Source organism: Dyadobacter fanqingshengii (genome assembly GCF_023822005.2).
GTDB classification, from domain to species: Bacteria; Bacteroidota; Bacteroidia; order Cytophagales; family Spirosomataceae; genus Dyadobacter; species Dyadobacter fanqingshengii.
In genome coordinates, this window is sequence record NZ_CP098806.1 from 4,642,303 (window position 1) to 4,660,753 (window position 18,451).

Here is an 18,451-nt window from a genome sequence, read left to right on the forward strand (position 1 = left end):
GCCTTATTTTAACTCCACCGCATTCCAGGGAATATTCTTTACTCACTTTTCAAACTCTTCACCGGATTCAGCATTGCTGCCTTTATCGCTTGATAACTTACGGTAAGCATTGTAATGAGCAAAACGCCTGTTCCGGCGATGATGAAAATCCACCAGGAGACGGCCGTATGATATTCGTAGTTGTTGAGCCAGTTGTTCATCGTGAACCAGGCAATGGGTGCCGACAGCAGGCAGGAAATAAGGACCAACGTGATGAAATCAAGAGAAAGAAGGCTCCAAAGATTCAAAATGGATGCGCCCAGCACTTTTCGGACGCCGATTTCTTTGGTCCGTTGCTCAGCCATGAATGATGCCAGGCCGAAAAGTCCCAAACAACTTATTAAAATTGCCAAAGACGCAAATGCAGCAGCCAGGTTGCTAATGCGCTCTTCTGACTCAAATTTGAAATCATATTCCTGGTCGACAAATTCATATGCAAACGGAGCGTCCGGGCTGTATTGCTTGAAAACGGCTTCAATGTTCTGCAATGCTTGTTGTGTGTCGCTAGCAGGATTAATCCGGATTGTGATGAAATCGCCTGCGCGCGGTCGGATGAAAAAGATAGTTTGACGGACCGGCTCATAAGGCGACTCCATAATCATATCTTTTACCACACCCAAAATCCGGAAACTCCTGCCTTCCCATTTTACAGTTTCACCAATTGCAGCCGCAACATTCGGACGACCCAGGCCCATAAATTTTACTGCAGTTTCGTTCAGTATAAATCCAGCAGAGTCCGTTGAAAAGGTTTTTGAAAAATCCCTTCCCGCGACAAAATCCCAACCAAGCGTTTTGCCAAAATCATGCGAAATGCCAATGGTCGCAAACTCCGCTTCGAGATCCGGATCTTTTCCTTTCCAATCAAAACCCACATTGGCTGATCTCACCTCCGTTGGCGGCCCCATGGATTCGGTCATGGAAGTTGCCGATCCGGCCTTAATCAGGTCATGAAGCACTGCATTAAAATGATTGTGAATGTCCGGCGTGTTCACATGAATGGTTACAAGGTTTTCGCGGTTGTAACCGATCGGGCGGCTCTTTGCATGCAAAATCTGCCTGTAAACCACAATGGTGCCAATTATCAATGTTATCGAAACCGTAAATTGCAGGACCACCAACACTTTTCGTGGCAAAGCGGCTGCAAGGCCCATTCGCGCGCCCGTGCCTTTCAGGGTTTTGATGGGTTGAAATGAAGACAAATAAAATGCTGGATAACTTCCCGCCACCAACCCCGTCACTACGCTGAAAGTGATCACCCCCACCCAAAAAAGCGGATTTGACCAAAGCATAACCATCTCTTTATCGGCCATTTGATTAAAAAACGGCAGCATAACCTGCACAAGGAGCAAAGAAATGACAAGCGCAATCCCGACAATCAGAAAAGACTCACTGAAAAATTGCCCGATCAGTTGTCCCCGCAGCGAGCCGATTGCTTTCCGAATTCCGACTTCTTTTGACCGTTTTTCAGAACGCGCTGTACTGAGATTCATAAAATTAATGCATGCCAAAAACAGCACAAAAAGCCCGATAACGGCAAATAACCAAACAAACTGAACTCTCCCACCCACATTGAGACCATTTTTCCATTCGGAATACAGATGCCAGCGGCTCATCGGATGAAGCAAAATTTCGGGCTTGAAGCGGAGCTCGTTTTGGTCTGCCTTTCTTGCTTTGATGTCTTTAATTTTTGCGGAAACACTTTGCACATTGGCCTTTTCAGTCAACTGCGCATAAATCTGGAACGAGCTGCTGCTCCAATTGCTGTTAGCCTGTGCTTCTCTAACCCAATCCGTCGAAGCCACATACAAATCCCATGGCCCGATGAAACGCACTTCCTTGAACTCGGAGCTGTAAGGCAGATCTTTGTAAACACCTGTAACCTTAACATTTAGCTCATTATCGAGCTTGATCACCTGATTCAGCGGATCAGCATTGCCGAAAAACGCATTGGCAACAGACTCAGAAAGCAACACTGAGCCCGGCTCTTTCAAACCTGCCCAGGTGCCATAAACCATTTCCAACGACAGCATTTCAGCTGCTTCGGCTGACATAAAATTTCCTGCTTTTGTAAATTTCGAAGTCCCGGACGATAGAATGTGCCTTGTAGTCCATGAAGAAAGCACAACATGCTTAAAGTCATTAGGAAAATTGCTTTTGAGCTCCGATGCAAGCGGAATAGGCACATTATTGCCCGTAACAATCTCCCCATCCAAGGTTTGTTGCTGCATTAACTGCGCAATCCGGTCGTAGTTTTGATGATATTTATTAAAAGACAATTCATCATAAACCCACAATCCAATCAGCATTGCCGCCGCCATGCCCACAGCCAGCCCGCCAATGTTAATGACTGAATAACCTTTGTTTTTGACCAGGTGGCGAAATGCGATTTTAATGTAATTTCTAAGCATTGGGTCCGGGATTATTCACTCTTCAAACTTTTCACAGGATCAAGCAATGCAGCTTTGCTTGCCTGGTAAACGACTGTTAATGCAGCGATTAAGAATGTCGCCCCGATTGCCGTGAGGAAAATCCAGGCGCTGATATCAATGTGGAACTTGAAGCCTGCAAGCCAATGGTTCATGGCCCACCAAGCCAAAGGTGACGCAATCGCGAATGATATCAGGATCAGCGTGCTGAATTCTTTACCGAAAATCCATAAGATCTGCGGAATGTTGCTTCCGAGCACTTTTCGGATGCCAATTTCCTTGGTTTTTTGCGCAGCCATAAATGACACCAGCCCATACAAACCAAGACAGCCGATAAAGATCGCTATCACTGAAAACGCCTGAATGAGACGGAACATTAATGATTCCGTTTCGTAGAATAAAGCAACCTGTTCGTCCAGAAATTCATAGTTATAAAGCTGGTCGGGGTGCATTGCACTCCACGTTTTCTCAATGGCAGCGAGCGTCGCAGGAACGTTGTTCGTATTGATTTTTACGGCATAACTGTTATAATTATCGCTGGCCGAAGGAATGCAAACGGCGCTGATCTCTTCGTGAAAAGACTGGTCATGAAAGTCTTTGACGATGCCAACGATCGGTCCGCTCATGTCGCCATTGACCTTTAAAGTTTTACCCAGCATTTCCAAAGGTGACGCCAGATTAAGCTTTTTCGCAAGCGTTTCATTGACCAAAAATTCCTTAGCAGTGTCGGAAGGGAACAGGTTTCGTCCGGCAACCAGTTTGAGGTCGAAAGTGGAAAGATAATCATTGTCGGCAGCACGCATGGAGATGCGGAACGGCTCTTCTTCGGAACGATTGTCATAAAATGGCGTTGCACCCCAGTTGTTCTGGGAGGATGGAGCCGAAAAGCAAAGTGAAACGTTTTCCACACCAGCTATTTGCTGCAACTTTCCTTTGACAGTCTTTGCCTGACCCGGCGACGACACAATCGGGATCATCACAACCGCATCTTTATTAAAACCAAGATCCGACTGCTGCGCAAAATGCATTTGCCGTGCAATGACGATCATACCGATGATCAGGATCTGAGAAATAGCAAATTGCGTCACGATTAGTGCCCTGCGTGTGTTGAAACCGCCAATATGCTGCTGCGACAACTTGCCTTTCAATGCCGTAACAGGCTGAAAACGCGCCAGGATCATGCCCGGATATGAGCCGGAAAGGAAAGTTACAATAATGATCACACCTGTTAAAAACAGCCACAACTGCCAGTTTGAAAGCAGGTTCAGGCTGATTTGTGACGAAAAAAGGTTGTTCACGTAAGGCAATGCAAGCGCAGACAAAATCAATGCTGCCGCGCTGGCAATGAGCGTGATCAGGCTCGTTTGTGCGATAAACTGCCAGAACAGTTGTCCGCGCAAGCTGCCCAGCACTTTTCTCACGCCCACTTCTTTGGAAAGTTTCAATGCCTGAGCCGTGGCCAGATTGATGAAATTAACGCAAGCCGTGACAATGAGAAAAAGCCCGATCAGCGTGAGCACCCAAAGATTCTTTTTCTCCATAGTGCCGCTATAACGCGCATCAAAGTGAACATCCGCCAATGGCTGTAACTTATAATGATGCACATTTTTGCTGGTGGGCCGGTATTTTTTGACGTAAGCCGGAAAAACCTTTTCAACCTCGCTTACCATAACCCCGGGGCGAAGCAATGCATAACAATTCATCGAGCTCTGAATCCCGCCCCACGCATCTTCACTCCCCAGCCATTCATTATATTGTTTGAGTGTGTTATAGGAAATGAAAATCTCTGTTTGCTGATCTGTATTGATCGGAAGGTCCTTTAAAACACCTTTGACCGTTACATCAATTTTGTTTTCAAGCCGGAAGGTCTGGTTGATCGGGTTTTGCTGACCAAAGTATTTTTTTGCCAGCCGTTCTGTAATGATGCCGGTGTTTGGCTCTTTCAATGCCGTTTTAATGTCGCCTTCGATCAGCGGGAAATTGAAAATCTGGAAATATTCTTCCTCTGCAAAGGCAGCGCCATCCGGCTCATTGAATTTTTTGACCTCCTTATCTTGCTTCACAGTAACCAGCAATTCATCAAAAGTGGCGATGCGGGCCACTTTTTCGGCGAAAGTGTAATCGTTTCGGAAGGCTTTTCCCAATGGGCTCGGCACGCCTGCTGTATACGAAATATTGTCGCGATGCTGCTCGGTGACAATGCGATAAATGCGCTCGGAGTTTGCATGGAAGTTGTCAAACCCAAGGTGATATTTGACCAATAAAAAAATAAGCAAACCGCAGGTCATGCCAAGGGTCAGACCCGATACATTGAGAATTGCGTAAGCTTTGTTGCGGTTCAAATGTCTGAACGCAATTTTGAAATAGTTACGGATCATGAGTTTTAAGCTAGTTACCAAATTGGTAAGTGAAGAATGCAAAACCGGCGGCATTCGCAACAGGACAAATTGTAAGCCAGCACAAATATCTATTTGTACAACATTGACTTACAACATCATAGCGAACATTCATTATTACCAAATGTCCATAATCGAACACACTGCGTTCGTTTTTAGAGCGGAAAATTTCCAGGCTGAATGAGCAGAAATATGGGCTGTTCGGCTTATATCATTTATCGGAGATTAAATTACATGATCCAAGAATAACCGATTTTCCATTCAGTCGCGTTTTCAATGAAAACCTTTACAAGTAACATTCATCAGCAGGAGGAAGAGATTGCATTGTGGCGTGAAATGCTGAAAGGAGATATTGCGTGTTTTGAAAAACTTATTGACGTAACTTATGATCTGCTTTTCCAGTATGGCAGCAAATTCAGTCACGACCGGGAAATGATCAAGGATTGCATTCAGGATGTGTTTTTGGAAGTTTGGGAGAAAAAAGACAGCCTTAACCATAACATTCCGCCCAAAGCTTACCTGCTGGCTTCGCTTCGCCGCCGGTTGCACCGGATGATCCAAAAAAATCGCATGCTGTTCCTGGACCATTTGCTGCCGGACGAAGGTTTTGACATTGCTTTTAATGCAGAACATCAATTCATACAGTTGGAATATGACCAGCAAATGGCTTCCCGCATCACGCATATGCTCAATGGATTGCCCAAAAGACAAAAGGAGGCGATTTATCTTAAATTCTTTGAGGATATGGATCGGGATGAAATTGCGGCTATTATGGATATTCACCCGCAGTCCGTTTCTAATTTGCTCCAGACTGCATTCAAATTCCTCAAATCGCAATGGCGGTCGGTTGTATCGCTTTTTCTCCTGCTTCGCTTTATAGCCTGATTGGCTTTCTTCACAAATTTTTAAAAAAAGATAAAAAAATACAGTATCAGATCCCGGGTGTTGTCTAATGGTATTTAAATGACAACATTTTGACATGGATCAATACCATAATTTTACTTTGGAAGACTTTCTTTGGGACCCTTCTTTCCGGAATTGGGTGCTGAAACCGACCAGAGAAGATGCGGAAAACTGGCAAAACTGGTTAGCGGCCCATCCCGACAAAATAGAAACCGTCCGCAGTGCCCGGGAGCTTGTGCTGGCCATTTCGCCCGCAGCGGTTCCATTGTCAAAATCTGAAAAAGAAAATGCGATACGCCAGATCATTGGCAACATTAAAAACGAGGAAGAATCTGCTGAAACCATTTCTAAAACGCGGCTCTATCAGCCTTTGATGCGTGTTGCAGCGGCATTAATCGTCGTCGCCGGACTAGGGTGGACATTTTGGTTTTACGGCCAGAAACAGCAGATCAGTTACGACGAACTGGTTTCCAGCGCGGCAGAACCACTCATTGAAAAGACTAATCAGAATAAAGAACCTTTACTAATTCGGCTTGCCGATGGCAGCAGCGTAAAGCTGGATCCGGGCAGCAAAGTAAGCTATCCTGCCATTTTTGAACCGGGAAAAAGAGAGGTTTATCTTTCCGGAAAAGCATTTTTTGACATTGCAAAAGATCCTTCCCGACCGTTTTTCGTGTATGCCAATGAGGTAATTACCAAAGTTTTAGGAACGAGCTTCACCGTTCGCTCCTATACAGACGAAAAGGAAGTTTCTGTGGCCGTGAAGACAGGAAGAGTTGCCGTCTTTACCCGAAAAGATCCGGAGATCAGCGAGAAGAAGGATTCAAGGGAATTAACCGGCGTTGTGATCGAGCCTAACCAGCAGATCGTCTTTGTCCGGGAATCTGTAAAAATTACTAAAAGCCTCATTCCCAGCCCGGAACTGGTGGACAACAATCTCAGCCACTACAATTTTGAATTTGATGAAACCCCCATTTCTAATGTGTTTTCAGAGCTGCAAAGGGCTTATGGCATTGAAATTATTTTTGACAAAAACGTGATGAACGAATGTCCGATCACTGCGCGGCTTTCGGAAATGACGCTGTATGAGAAATTAGACCTTGTATGTAAAGCTGTCGGCGCCAGCTATGAGCTGATCGACGGCCGCATTATCATAGAAGGAAAAGGTTGTAAGAGTATTTGAAAAAATGGCCGGTAATGGTGGAACATTACCGGCTGTGTAAGTAACCCCCGAAGTTTTGCCGACTGTCATCCTTGGAAAGATGCGGGGGAAAGTTTTTGCCAATAATCAATTAACAAAACTGTTCAAAACTATGAAAATACCAGTACAGTTCAATCGTAAACTGTTAGTTCTTATGCGGATAAGTTTGGCCCAGCTCGTAATTGCCCTGTGGTTCATGGGAACAGCCACCGCTGTCGACGTGCGCGCTCAGGAGCTGCTGAGTAAGAAGATCAGTTTACAGGCTCAGGAACAGGAAGTGAAAAAAGTGCTTAGCTTAATTGAGAAGCAAGCGGGCGTGCGCTTCATTTTTAGCTCGAAATTGATCCAGTCCGGAAGGAAAGTGAACATTCAGCAATCCAACCAGGAATTGTCGAAAGTATTAAACGATTTTCTTGTTCCGCTTGGCCTTACCTACGAGGTTTCGGGAAAAAATATCGTGATCCGGCCATCGGACGCTGCAAAATCAGCAGATAATGCAGAAGCTTCCATTAAGTCCGAGTTGCTCAGATCCATGGATATCACCATTAAGGGAAAAATTACCGATTCGGAGACCAAGGAGCCGCTTCCGGGCGTGAATATTCTGATTAAGGGCACACAATCGGGGACTTCGACCGATGCGACTGGAAGCTACACATTGTCCGTGCCGGATGCCAACACCATTCTCGTGCTGAGCTTTGTGGGCTACGAGCCCCAGGAAGTGAAGGTTGGTAACAGAACAGAAATTGACATTACTCTGAAGACAGACCAAAAATCACTGGAAGAAGTGCTCGTGGTGGGTTACGGAACAGTAAAAAAGAGTGATGTTACGGGTTCCGTTTCTTCTGTGAAATCAGGTGAACTTACGGCATATCCTGCATTGGGAACCGTTCAGGCATTACAAGGACGCGCGGCGGGGGTTCAGATCCAGTCTAACAATGGTGAGCCGGGATCCAATTTTAAAGTGCGGATCAGGGGCGGAACTTCCATTAATGCAAGCAGCGATCCGATTTATGTTGTGGACGGCTTCGTAGGCGGCGCTATCCCGCCTCCGGAAGACATTGAATCGATTGAAATCCTTAAAGATGCTTCTGCAACAGCTATTTACGGTTCAAGGGGAGCCAATGGTGTAATTATGGTAACAACCAAAAAAGGACAGTCGGGCAAGCCGAAAATTGAATTTAATACTTCTTTTTCAACCCAAAAAGAAATTAACCGCCTTGACCTGCTGAATGCGAGCCAGTTTTTGGATTATGTAAAAGAGGCCAGGCCTAATGTCGTGTCGCAAGGCGCTGACACCGATTGGCAGGACCAAATTTTTCGCAAAGGCGCCATTCAAAACCACCAGGTTTCGGTTGCTGGCGGCAGCGATGCGGTGAAATATTATGTTTCAGGAGCTTATTATGATCAAAAAGGCGTGATCCTGAATTCGGATTACAATCGTTTTTCAATCACCAGTAATATTGACATTCAGGCTGCAAAACGTTTGAAACTTGGCCTTAACCTCTTTGCACAACGCGTTTCGCGCAACCAGGCCAGAACGCAGGAAGGATCGAGCGGCCTTACGCCGGGTGTAACTTCGTCGGCATTTAAATTTGAGCCGGACCAGCCGATTGTGGGCGCTAATGGGCGTTTTACAGTGGCCAGATTAAATGACCCGATTGATAATCCTTACGCTATTGCGACCCAACTTCAAAACGAATCGCTGAATGACCGCGTGCAGGGCAACTTTTATGCAGAATACAGCATTTGGGACGATTTGAAATTCCGCATCACATTGGGCGCAACCACCAACAGCGGCAGAACAGGCGAGTTTACGCCTACGACGCTGAACGATGGTCGTAACGTAGGCGGATCGGCAACCGTAAGAGGCACAAAAAGCACATTGCTGCTGAATGAGAATTATTTGACCTACACCAAAAAAATCGGCACAAACCACGACATTTCGGCCATGTTGGGTTACTCGTACCAAACATCTTCCAGCGAAAACTGGGGTGGAACAGGCCAATCCTTTATTACAGATGCGGTTTCTTACTGGAATTTGGGCGGAGCTTCCGTTTGGCAAAGCCCAACTTCGGGGCTTACCGAATGGCAACTGGCTTCCTATTATGCGAGGTTAACTTACGGCTTATTGGATCGCTACCTTTTCACAGCTAACATTCGTCAGGACGGTTCTTCCAATTTTAGTAAAAACCACAAATGGGCAACGTTCCCTTCTGGTGCATTTGCATGGAAACTTTCCAGCGAACCATTTATGCAGAATGTAACTGCCATCAGCCAGTGGAAATGGCGTGTGAGTTACGGTTTGACGGGTAACCAGGCCATTGAGCCTTACCAAACCATGTCGCGGTTTTCTAATGTTTACACCATTATCAATGGCGTTCCGGTGAATGCGGTGCGTCCTACAACGGTTGCTAATGACGATTTGACTTGGGAAACCACACACCAACTCAACATTGGAACGGATTTCAGCATGCTGAACAACCGCCTGAACATTACGGCTGACTATTATCGCCGCGTTACCAAGGATTTGCTGTTCAGCGTTCAATTGCCTCAATATTCAGGTTATAGCAACCAGTTGAAAAACATAGGATCTGTTGAAAATAAGGGTTTTGAATTGACGGTGAACACACGAAATCTGGTTGGAGAGTTTAAATGGAACACGGACATTAACTTCTCGCTCAACCGTAATAAAGTTCTGTCGTTGCCTAATGGAACGGACATCTTGTATGCTTCCGGTCCAGGCCACTTGGTTGGATTAGGACAAACGCAGATCTTGCGTGAAGGCCAGCCTGTGGGATCGTTTTATGGCTGGATCTATGACGGCGTTTACCAGGAAGGCGACAGCTTCATTCCGGGCGGTGGTTTCGAAACGGCTGCGGGTGGCGAAAAATTCAGGGATATTGATGGTAAAAAAGATGCAAACGGCCAGCTGACAGGCGAGGCTGACGGCATGCTGAACAGCGACGACCGCACCATTATCGGGAACCCGCATCCGAAATTCATCTGGGGATTAACCAATGATTTTAGCTGGAAAGGCATTGACCTGAATGTTTTCTTCCAGGCGTCGCAAGGCAATGATATGCTGAATTACACGCTGATGGAACTGAACCTTTTGTCGGGGATTAACAACGCAACCACGGATGCATTGAACCGCTGGACGCCCACGAACACGAACACGAACACAAATGTGCCGAAAGCGATGGCCGGACGCACAAGACGTGTTTCAACGCGCTGGGTGGAAGACGGAAGTTTTGTTCGCTTGAAAAACATTTCGCTGGGTTATAATATTCCAAAATCTGTTGTAGACAAACTGCATATCAGCAAGTTACGCATCTATGCCAGCGCGCAGAACATCCTGACATTCACGAAATACAAAGGTTTTGATCCTGAGGTCAATTACTCTTCCGATGACAACAGCACGAACAGTAACCGTAACCTGGGATTGGATTATGGCAGTTATCCGAATGCCAAATCGTACACCATTGGGCTAAATGTTGGTTTTTAATTCCTGACTCTTAATTCGACTTAAAATGAAGCATTTAACAAATAGATTTTTACTTTTTATCCTCACCGCAAGCTTCTCGCTAGGCTGCGCTGATCTGGACGAAAAACCGGTGGGTTTACTTGCGCCTGAATCATTGTTCCGGACTTCCAAAGACGTTGAAACGGCCATTAACGGTGCGTATGGCTGGATCGCAACCGAGCGTCTTTATGGACGGCAATTTGTGTCGGCATTAATGTTGAGAAGCGATATGGTGGATATCGGCGACCGTGGAACGCCGGCAGAACGGCAGCAGGTCAACGATTTCAACATGGATGATAACAACAATATGGTCAACCAGTTCTGGCCTACCTGGTATCAGGTGATCAGTGCTGCCAATGCGGCCATTTCAGGCGGCGAACAACTTGGATTGCCCGAGGCTGAGATCAATCCACTTATCGCAGAGGCGCGTTTTGTGCGTGCATTTGCGTATTTCAACCTGGTGCAGGTTTTCGGCGACGTTCCTTACATTGATTACTTCATCAGTAATCCCGAAGCGGTTAAGGCCATTTCAAGAACGCCTGCAGCGACGGTTTACGGAAGCATTATCGCTGATCTGGAATTTGCAAAGCAATGGTTGCCCGAAAAACAGCCTTCCGAAGTGAGAAGCCGCGCATCGAAAGGAACAGCCGCTTCGTATCTGGCGTCCGTACATTTGACGCTAGCCGATTATGCAAAAGCCTATGCAGAGGCAAAATATGTGATTGATAACAAAGACAAATTCGGTTACGCATTGGAAGCCGACTTTCAGACATTGTTCGTAGCGCCGCAAGCGCCTAACATGAAAGAGCACATTTTCGACGTGGATTTTCTTGGCTTAAAAAGTGGTGAAGGCGGTGCAAATGACGACATTATGGCGCCTATGACGGGTGTGCGCGGCGGTGATGCGCCACGTAGCGGATGGAGCGTGCTTGTGCCTTCTATGAATGTTTTCAACACTTGGGATGCCCGCGATTACCGCAAGGAAGTAAGCTTCGACGACTCCCTTCTGATCGGCGGCAAGCTCGTTCCTTACACCGAATTCCCAAACACAAAAAGGCCTCATATTGCCAAATACGCTCGTTTTGCAGGGACAGCCAACTCAGAAGGACGTTATTCAGATCAGAACTATGCAGCCATGCGCTATGCGGAAATCCTGCTAATTGCAGCTGAGGCGTCGGTGGAAGTCAATGGACCTAATGCGGAGGCGCTGACTTACATTAACGAAATCCGCGCAAGGGCAAGAAATTGGGCTGGTAAGCAAACTACTTTTCCAGCTAATGTAGCCGCAGGATTAAGCAAAACGGCCATGATCGACTTGATTATGGAAGAAAGAAGGATCGAGCTGGCATTTGAATATAAACGCTGGTTCGATATCAAGCGCCGTAATCTGGGTGAAACAGTTTTCCAGGGCGCCAAATCATTGGAACCGCATACAAGCTTTAACCCTGCAAGAGATTACCTCATGCCAATTCCACGCGTGGAATTGCAGGTTAATCCGAATTTGGGGCCACAGAATCCGGGTTATTGATCATTAACAAACCAATGAAGCCCGGTTACTCGAAAAGGTGACCGGGCTTTTTACGTTTGCCCTAATCCACCCCAAACCAAACGTATACACTGTGGGGAAATAGCTGCACGGGAAGCATTAATTTATGCCTCTATTAGCCTGGAACAACGTTTTTACCATGGTGTTGAAACATAATTAATACAAAAATGGAAGAGAACCCTCGCAAAGGAAATATATTCAAATACATCGCTTATGTCCTAATAGCCGCTGCTGTCATCGGTTTTGCCATATACTTTCTGACCCCTAAAAAACTGACTGTCGCAGAAGGCAAGAATATGCTGTTATTTATTGATAATCAAATCATTGACATTGACCGGAACCTCAAAAGTGATATGTCTAAGCAAGATATTGCAACAAGACTTTCGTGGCATAAATCAAACACTTCACTTTATAATGAGGTGAGAGGCAGTAAGGATAAGGTGATTAAACCGAAAGCAGAGATTCTGGAAAAAAAGATCGTTCAGGTGCAGACCAAGGAGTTTCCTGAGCTCAGAACTGCATATGTTAAATCCAAAAAAGAGGTGCTCGGGACACAGCAAATCACCATTGCATTGTCAGGCCCCAAAAATGACACATTGATTTTCAATGGCGCCATCTTCGCCTCCGAAAAGAGTAAAGATGCTTTTTTAGATAATATAAAGCCTATTATCCAGGATCTTCGTTTCAAGAAAGTAGTGTACAAATGGTCGGATAAGGATTCTTCGGACTATAAAGTACGAGCTAAACCAGACGCGGAAATCTGACATTATTCGACCGTTGTGCTGTCTTTGTCGGGCGTATTTGGGAAAAGATATTTGGTGACAACCAGGAAAAATGCTGTGATGTTTACGGTTGCTGTGGTGATCAGCGTAATGAGAACCGTGTCTGAAAGCTGGAAATTGAAACTAATGTATTTGACGCCTGTTCGCAGCAACGGATCGAGGAAATTGTAGCAATAAACTTCTCCAAGGCCATTTAGCCAAACCAAAACAACGACCATTACCAGCCAGATCGACACCATCCAGAAGATATATTCGGCGTATTTTTTCCTTTCCCGGATGTTTTGGGACAAGCCTTCCAGACTTACCTGTTGAAGCAGCGTAAGGAAGGTTTTTTCACTAACATCTTGTTCAGTGGATTCCGGAGAAGCGGCAGTGACCCAATTGCGTAATGTATTTTTATCAATGGGCCTCGGCGGGTTAGACTGCGGGGATTGGGGATTTGATCTGCTGCTCAAAATAATTTTTAATCAGGTTATCATCAATTACACCGTTCTCGCCTACTTTCTTATATGTGATTTCCCAAGGTGAATTCGTCGCATGGGACCAGTTTGATAACGTGATGGCATCTACGTCCTTGGTAATCTCCCAGGTGTTATTAATGGCTTCCAGCGCGGATGAGGAAAGTTCTGAAAAATTGGTAAGGGGCTGAAAGTTGACAGTAATGGATGTTTTCTCTAAAATCGGCGAATTGCCCCATTTTTTGTAAAGCTGATAAATCGTCGGGACGACCGGCCCAAACCGCCACGCAAGGAATTTTTCCCTGATCAGTGGATCCCCATTATTCAATGCCAAATGCAACCCATGAGCAAAAAAGACCATCTTTTGCAATTTCATCTGGGTTACCGGATTGTTTTCTTTGATGCCGAGATTTACGAATTGCCCGGCGATCAGAACGGATGAGTACATAGTGAATGTGCGAGATTGTTAAAATCCATACTGAATATATGCAATGTACACAGTATCAGTACAAATAAACATGACAAAGTCTAAAAAAGTTTATAAAAACAGTGCTGTCCGGTTTCATATAGCTTTATAGTCAGGCTGTTCATAGAAATTGAAGAAATGATGTGCCGAATTTCAGCGTGATCATTCCGCCATATTCTGCCTTATTGAAGCTGTCCGTGCCTTTTGTTCTCAAACTTAAAAACGGCGAAATGCCTATCTTCACATTCGGGCTGTCTGTAACAGACGGATAAAAGAAGATCCAGCTTTCCAGCCTCAGCCGGTTTAAACTACCAAAAGGCCCATTATCACTACTATTGCCCGTAAAATCATAATAAATGGTTGGCGAATAACTGAAATTGCCTTTGCCCGGATAAATCTGCAATGAAAACGCCGGTGAAAAAACGGGCCGAACGCTCGGCGGATCCACAATCAGGTCAGAAACAGTGGTGAACCCTCCCGGGCTGGGTGTATTCAGTACGCTGACTTCGGAAGCTGCTTGCCAGTCACGCGCATAACGCAGACGAAACTGCGGGGAGAACTGGGCAGCACCGGATTGTCCTTTGGAGAAAAAGCCGGCGTATTTGATTTCAAATGCGTAAGAATTTTTACCATTGCTAATTGAGAAAGATTGATCTCCACCGGGATAATAAGTGAATTTGGCATGCCCGTATTCAAACTGGCCTGTAAATGAATGCCTTGAAATGCCCCCGGACTCCTGCGTGTTGTCCTTTGTGAACTGCGCGGCCAGCACACTTTTCCATGTTGAGGTAAAGCGGTCAATTTGCAATACATTTTCCGCTTCATTGGTCAACGGCAAGCGGATAGAAGGCCTCAATGTGAAGGTTTTTCCGTCTGCGACTTTTTCCCAGTTCAGTTCCGGCCCCGCCTCGATCAATCCTTCCTTAATGGACGTTGTGGCATTAACATACGGTGAAACCTTTAATTTTACTTCCTGCGCCAGCGTCATCAACGGGCATAGGAGCAGCATGCTATAATAGTATATCTGTCTCATAATATCCGTCCTGTAGTTTTAATGTTAAGCTTTGATCTTCTGCCGTTCCGGGCAAGTCTATCCCGAGATTAAAAGCGGCGTCGCCGATCCCGACCACACGTGCCTTAATACGGACCTGGGCTATGGAAATGGTGCCGCTCCATGTGCGTTTTTTGGTGCCGTCGGCCTGGATGACCTTAACACCATTGACAAAAGCATAAAATAATGTGATTCCGCCGCTGACTGGCTCGAGCGTAAGTGTGAAATCCCTGGTGGCATCCAGGGACAGTGAGAGTGCCTTTTTCTTAGCCATTAAATTTAGTTTTTGATGAAATGTTTACTAATATAATTTTTTTATCTTACCTTTGCAAGCCCAAATTAGGGGTAGACAGAGATTTATAGCGCAATAATTTGATAATGAGATGAAACGTACCTTTCAACCATCGAATCGCAAGAGGAGAAACAAACACGGTTTCCGTGAAAGAATGTCCACTGCAAATGGGCGTAAAGTTGTAGCTGGCCGTCGCAAGAAAGGTCGCTGGAAACTAACAGTATCAGACGAAAAACGTCATAAGCAATAATCCAGGTTTAAAAGTTTTCGTAGAGGATGTAGTCGGAAACGCCTAGTCGGAGACGCCTAGTCAGGGACGCCAAATCCTTTCATAGTCTGCTAAGTTCGATATCACTCAAACTTAGCAGACACTTTTTTCTACAAGAACTTGAAAAAAACATTTGGTAAAAATGAACGCTTATGCAGCCCCCGAATCATCGGACGGCTTTTTCAAAGAGGTAGCACGGAGGTCCACACGTTCTACCTTTTTCCTTTTAGGGTGCTCTATATTATTGAAAAAGAGTCGCCTCCTCCACTTTCCCAAGTCCTTTTTTCCGTTTCCAAAAAATCATTCAAACGCGCTGTCGACCGGAATCTGATCCGTCGCCGCTGCCGTGAAGCTTACCGTCTGAACAAAGAGCCGCTGCTCGCATTATCCACGGAATCAAGACCTTCCTACATTGCTTTTTTGTATCTTGCAAAAGAAATAACATCTTACGACGTTATTGAAACGGCCATGAAGCAATCGCTCAAAAGACTCGAAAAATTGCCCCGAGCCGCTCAAAAACCTTAATTTAATTCCTGAACATAGATGAAAAAGTATCTTCGTTCCTTCTGGCTGGCCATCCCGGTGGTTGCAGGGCTAACCTTTGTTTCGTTTAAGCATGACGACCGTTTATTCGAAATCGCGCGAAACCTGGACATTTACGCCACATTGTTCAAGGAGTTGAACGCCTATTATGTGGATGAAATTAACCCTAACCAGCTCATTAAAACCAGCATAGATAATATGCTGCGCTCGCTGGATCCTTACACGGTATATTACGCCGAGGACGACATTGAGGATTATATGACCATGACCACCGGCAAATACAATGGCATTGGCGCCATCATCAGCTCGGCTGAAGGTAAGCATACGGTGATGATGGTTTATGAAGATACGCCCGCTCAGAAAGCCGGGCTGCAATTGGGTGACGAAATCATGAAAATCAATGGTGTAGACCTTTCGACACGTGAGGATTTCGACACAGGAAAATTATTGAAAGGACAAACCCAGTCCAATGTAACGCTAACATTGAAGCGCTACGGCAGCACCAAACCACTCGAAGTTTCGCTAAACCGGGACATTGTAAAAGTGACCAATGTGCCTTATTATGGCATGATCAGCGAAGATGTGGGTTACATTGACCTGAAAGATTTCACAGCAACGGCTTCCCGCGAAGTGCGCAATGCATTTCAGGAATTGAAAGGAAAAGGAATGAAATCCGTCGTGCTCGACTTGCGCGATAACCCGGGCGGCTTGCTGAATATGGCGATTGAAATTTCCAACATTTTCATTGCCAAAGGTGAAGAAATTGTTTCTACAAAAGGCAAAGTAAGCGAGTGGAATAAAACTTACACGGCTTATAATCCTGCACTCGATACAGACATCCCCGTTGTAGTGCTTACTAACAACCGCAGCGCTTCTGCGGCAGAGATCGTTTCGGGTGTAATCCAGGATTATGATCGCGGTGTGCTGATCGGGCAGCGCACTTATGGAAAAGGACTTGTGCAAACAACGCGTGACTTGTCATTTAACACCAAAATGAAGATCACAACCGCCAAATACTACATTCCAAGCGGCAGATGCATCCAGGCAATCGATTACAGCCATCGGAACGACGACGGCAGCGTTGGTAAAATTCCGGATTCGCTGATGACTGAGTTCAAAACAAAAAATGGCCGTATTGTTTTCGACGGCGGTGGTATTTTACCTGATATTCAGACTGAAAAAGAGACTTATTCACCATTGGCAACGTCGCTGGGTCGTAACCGTCTTTTCTTCGATTACGCAGTCAAATTCCACTTCGAGCACCCAACCATTAAACCAGCCAAAGAATTCAGCCTTTCCGATGCGGATTATGCGGCTTTTACGAAATGGCTTGGAGACAAAGAATACGATTACACCACACAAGTTGAGCGTGACCTGAACGATCTGGAAGCTTCCGCAAAGAAAGAGAAATCTCTGGAAGTCATTGAAGATCAACTCAAAGCATTAAAATCAAAACTTTCGCATAGCAAGGATAACGATTTACAGATCTTCAAACCGGAGATCAAAAAAATCCTGGAAGAAGAAATTATCAAGCATTATTATCTGGAAAAAGGTTTGAGAGAAGCCTCATTCAAACAAGATCCCGAGGTAAAGGCAGCGCTGGCCCTGTTTAAAGAGCCCGCTCGTTATAATGATCTTTTGAAAAAGAAATAAGTTACTTGACTTGTCTTAACAAATGAACAATGTCAATTGACTTGTCAGCCTGAGCGGAGTCGAAGGCGCGCTACTCCTGGGTAACGCGCCTTCGACTCCGCTCAGGCTGACAGAGCTAATAGCTTTTCTACTTTTCCTTTGCTTTCGTTTTTATGCTCCTACTTAGTATCGACACCTCCATTCGCGGCTGCTCTGTGGCAGTTCACGAAAATTCCACTTTACTCGCCAATTACGACCTCCACACTGACCGGTCGTCTTCTTCTATGCTTACAACGCTGATGGAAACTGCGGTCAAACATGCAGGATTTACATTAAATGATCTGGACGCTATTGCGGTTGCAAAAGGTCCTGGTTCCTACACGGGACTGCGCGTAGGCGTTTCGTCTGCGAAAGGGCTTTGCTATGCGCTTGATAAGCCGATGATTGCGATTAACACATTGGAAGCAATGGCTTTACAGCTGAATGCTTTCTATCCCGGACATTTGCTTTGCCCTATGATCGATGCGCGTAGGATGGAGGTTTATGCGGCTGTGCTGGATGCTGAAAATAACTTTGTGCAGCAAACTCAGGCGATCATTATGGATGAACATTCGTTTCAAGATCTGCTTTTAAAACATAGGATCGTGTTCTTTGGAGACGGGGCGGTGAAATGTCAACAGTTACTCGGAACCCATCCAAATGCTATCTTTCCAAAAAAAGAAAGTTATCCTTCGGCTATAACCATCGGTGAATTGGCTGCAAAGGCCTTCCAAAATGAACATTTCGAGGACGTTGCTACATTTGAACCTTACTATTTGAAAGATTTTATGTCGCCGCCTCCCAAAAAAGTAAGTTCATTGGCTTAACGAAATTCGTTTTGTGTTTGGTTAAATAAACAAACTGCGCCTTTTTCGTGTTAGCATTT

At 45.4% G+C, this 18,451-nt stretch carries 15 protein-coding genes; 9 read left to right on the forward strand and 6 right to left on the reverse strand.

Translation table 11 applies throughout. The features are described 5' to 3' along the window. Positions 1-38: 38 nt before the first annotated feature. Both NFI81_RS19350 and NFI81_RS19355 read right to left on the reverse strand, forming a co-directional pair. Entirely contained in the window at positions 39-2,447 is a 2,409-nt protein-coding gene (locus NFI81_RS19350; protein ID WP_234616265.1) for an ABC transporter permease, read from the reverse strand. A gap of 11 nt (positions 2,448-2,458) precedes the next feature. Beyond that, entirely contained in the window at positions 2,459-4,843 is a 2,385-nt protein-coding gene (locus tag NFI81_RS19355) for an ABC transporter permease (protein ID WP_234616264.1), read from the reverse strand. Positions 4,844-5,137: 294 nt separating this feature from the next. Between NFI81_RS19355 and NFI81_RS19360 the strand changes: the two genes are divergently transcribed. The 5 genes from NFI81_RS19360 to NFI81_RS19380 all read left to right on the forward strand — a co-directional run bounded on the left by NFI81_RS19360 (position 5,138) and on the right by NFI81_RS19380 (position 12,798). Continuing rightward, positions 5,138-5,746, forward strand: coding sequence for an RNA polymerase sigma factor (locus NFI81_RS19360; protein ID WP_234616263.1), 609 nt, complete (start codon positions 5,138-5,140; stop codon positions 5,744-5,746). Positions 5,747-5,840: 94 nt separating this feature from the next. Beyond that, positions 5,841-6,947 carry a FecR family protein gene (locus NFI81_RS19365; RefSeq protein ID WP_234616262.1) on the forward strand — a complete coding sequence of 369 codons (1,107 nt, stop codon included), beginning with the start codon at positions 5,841-5,843 and terminating at the stop codon, positions 6,945-6,947. A 172-nt stretch (positions 6,948-7,119) separates the two neighbouring features. After that, positions 7,120-10,470 (forward strand): TonB-dependent receptor, encoded by a 3,351-nt coding sequence (locus NFI81_RS19370; RefSeq protein ID WP_234616261.1) that lies wholly within the window; start codon positions 7,120-7,122, stop codon positions 10,468-10,470. Between the two features lie 25 nt (positions 10,471-10,495). Next, positions 10,496-12,016 (forward strand): RagB/SusD family nutrient uptake outer membrane protein, encoded by a 1,521-nt coding sequence (locus NFI81_RS19375; RefSeq protein ID WP_234616260.1) that lies wholly within the window; start codon positions 10,496-10,498, stop codon positions 12,014-12,016. A gap of 185 nt (positions 12,017-12,201) precedes the next feature. Next, positions 12,202-12,798, forward strand: coding sequence for a hypothetical protein (locus tag NFI81_RS19380; protein WP_234616259.1), 597 nt, complete (start codon positions 12,202-12,204; stop codon positions 12,796-12,798). A gap of 2 nt (positions 12,799-12,800) precedes the next feature. Here NFI81_RS19380 and NFI81_RS19385 read toward each other — a convergent pair whose 3' ends face one another. The 4 genes from NFI81_RS19385 to NFI81_RS19400 all read right to left on the reverse strand — a co-directional run bounded on the left by NFI81_RS19385 (position 12,801) and on the right by NFI81_RS19400 (position 15,065). Beyond that, positions 12,801-13,271 carry a hypothetical protein gene (locus NFI81_RS19385; protein WP_234616258.1) on the reverse strand — a complete coding sequence of 157 codons (471 nt, stop codon included), beginning with the start codon at positions 13,269-13,271 and terminating at the stop codon, positions 12,801-12,803. Continuing rightward, on the reverse strand, positions 13,234-13,722 hold the full coding sequence (locus NFI81_RS19390) for a Panacea domain-containing protein (RefSeq protein WP_234616257.1): 489 nt from the start codon (positions 13,720-13,722) through the stop codon (positions 13,234-13,236). The genes NFI81_RS19385 and NFI81_RS19390 overlap by 38 nt, the downstream gene beginning before the upstream one ends. Positions 13,723-13,861: 139 nt before the next feature. Beyond that, the gene (locus NFI81_RS19395; protein ID WP_234616256.1) at positions 13,862-14,773 is read right to left on the reverse strand and encodes a hypothetical protein; all 912 of its coding nucleotides are present in this window, start codon (positions 14,771-14,773) and stop codon (positions 13,862-13,864) included. After that, positions 14,751-15,065, reverse strand: a complete 315-nt coding sequence (locus NFI81_RS19400; RefSeq protein WP_234616255.1) for a hypothetical protein — start codon at positions 15,063-15,065, stop codon at positions 14,751-14,753. Before NFI81_RS19400 ends, NFI81_RS19395 begins: the two co-directional genes overlap by 23 nt. 109 nt (positions 15,066-15,174) lie before the next feature. On the opposite strand from NFI81_RS19400, the gene rpmH reads away from it, so the two are divergent. The 4 genes from rpmH (at position 15,175) to tsaB (ending at position 18,392) form a co-directional block, all read left to right on the forward strand. Next, positions 15,175-15,333: a 50S ribosomal protein L34 gene (gene rpmH, locus NFI81_RS19405; protein WP_015813300.1), complete on the forward strand. Its 159-nt coding sequence runs from the start codon at positions 15,175-15,177 to the stop codon at positions 15,331-15,333. A gap of 138 nt (positions 15,334-15,471) precedes the next feature. Continuing rightward, the gene (locus tag NFI81_RS19410; protein WP_234616254.1) at positions 15,472-15,876 is read left to right on the forward strand and encodes a ribonuclease P protein component; all 405 of its coding nucleotides are present in this window, start codon (positions 15,472-15,474) and stop codon (positions 15,874-15,876) included. A gap of 18 nt (positions 15,877-15,894) precedes the next feature. Further along, positions 15,895-17,547, forward strand: a complete 1,653-nt coding sequence (locus NFI81_RS19415; protein WP_234616253.1) for a S41 family peptidase — start codon at positions 15,895-15,897, stop codon at positions 17,545-17,547. A gap of 152 nt (positions 17,548-17,699) precedes the next feature. Beyond that, positions 17,700-18,392, forward strand: coding sequence for a tRNA (adenosine(37)-N6)-threonylcarbamoyltransferase complex dimerization subunit type 1 TsaB (gene tsaB / locus NFI81_RS19420; RefSeq protein ID WP_234616250.1), 693 nt, complete (start codon positions 17,700-17,702; stop codon positions 18,390-18,392). Positions 18,393-18,451: the final 59 nt, after the last annotated feature.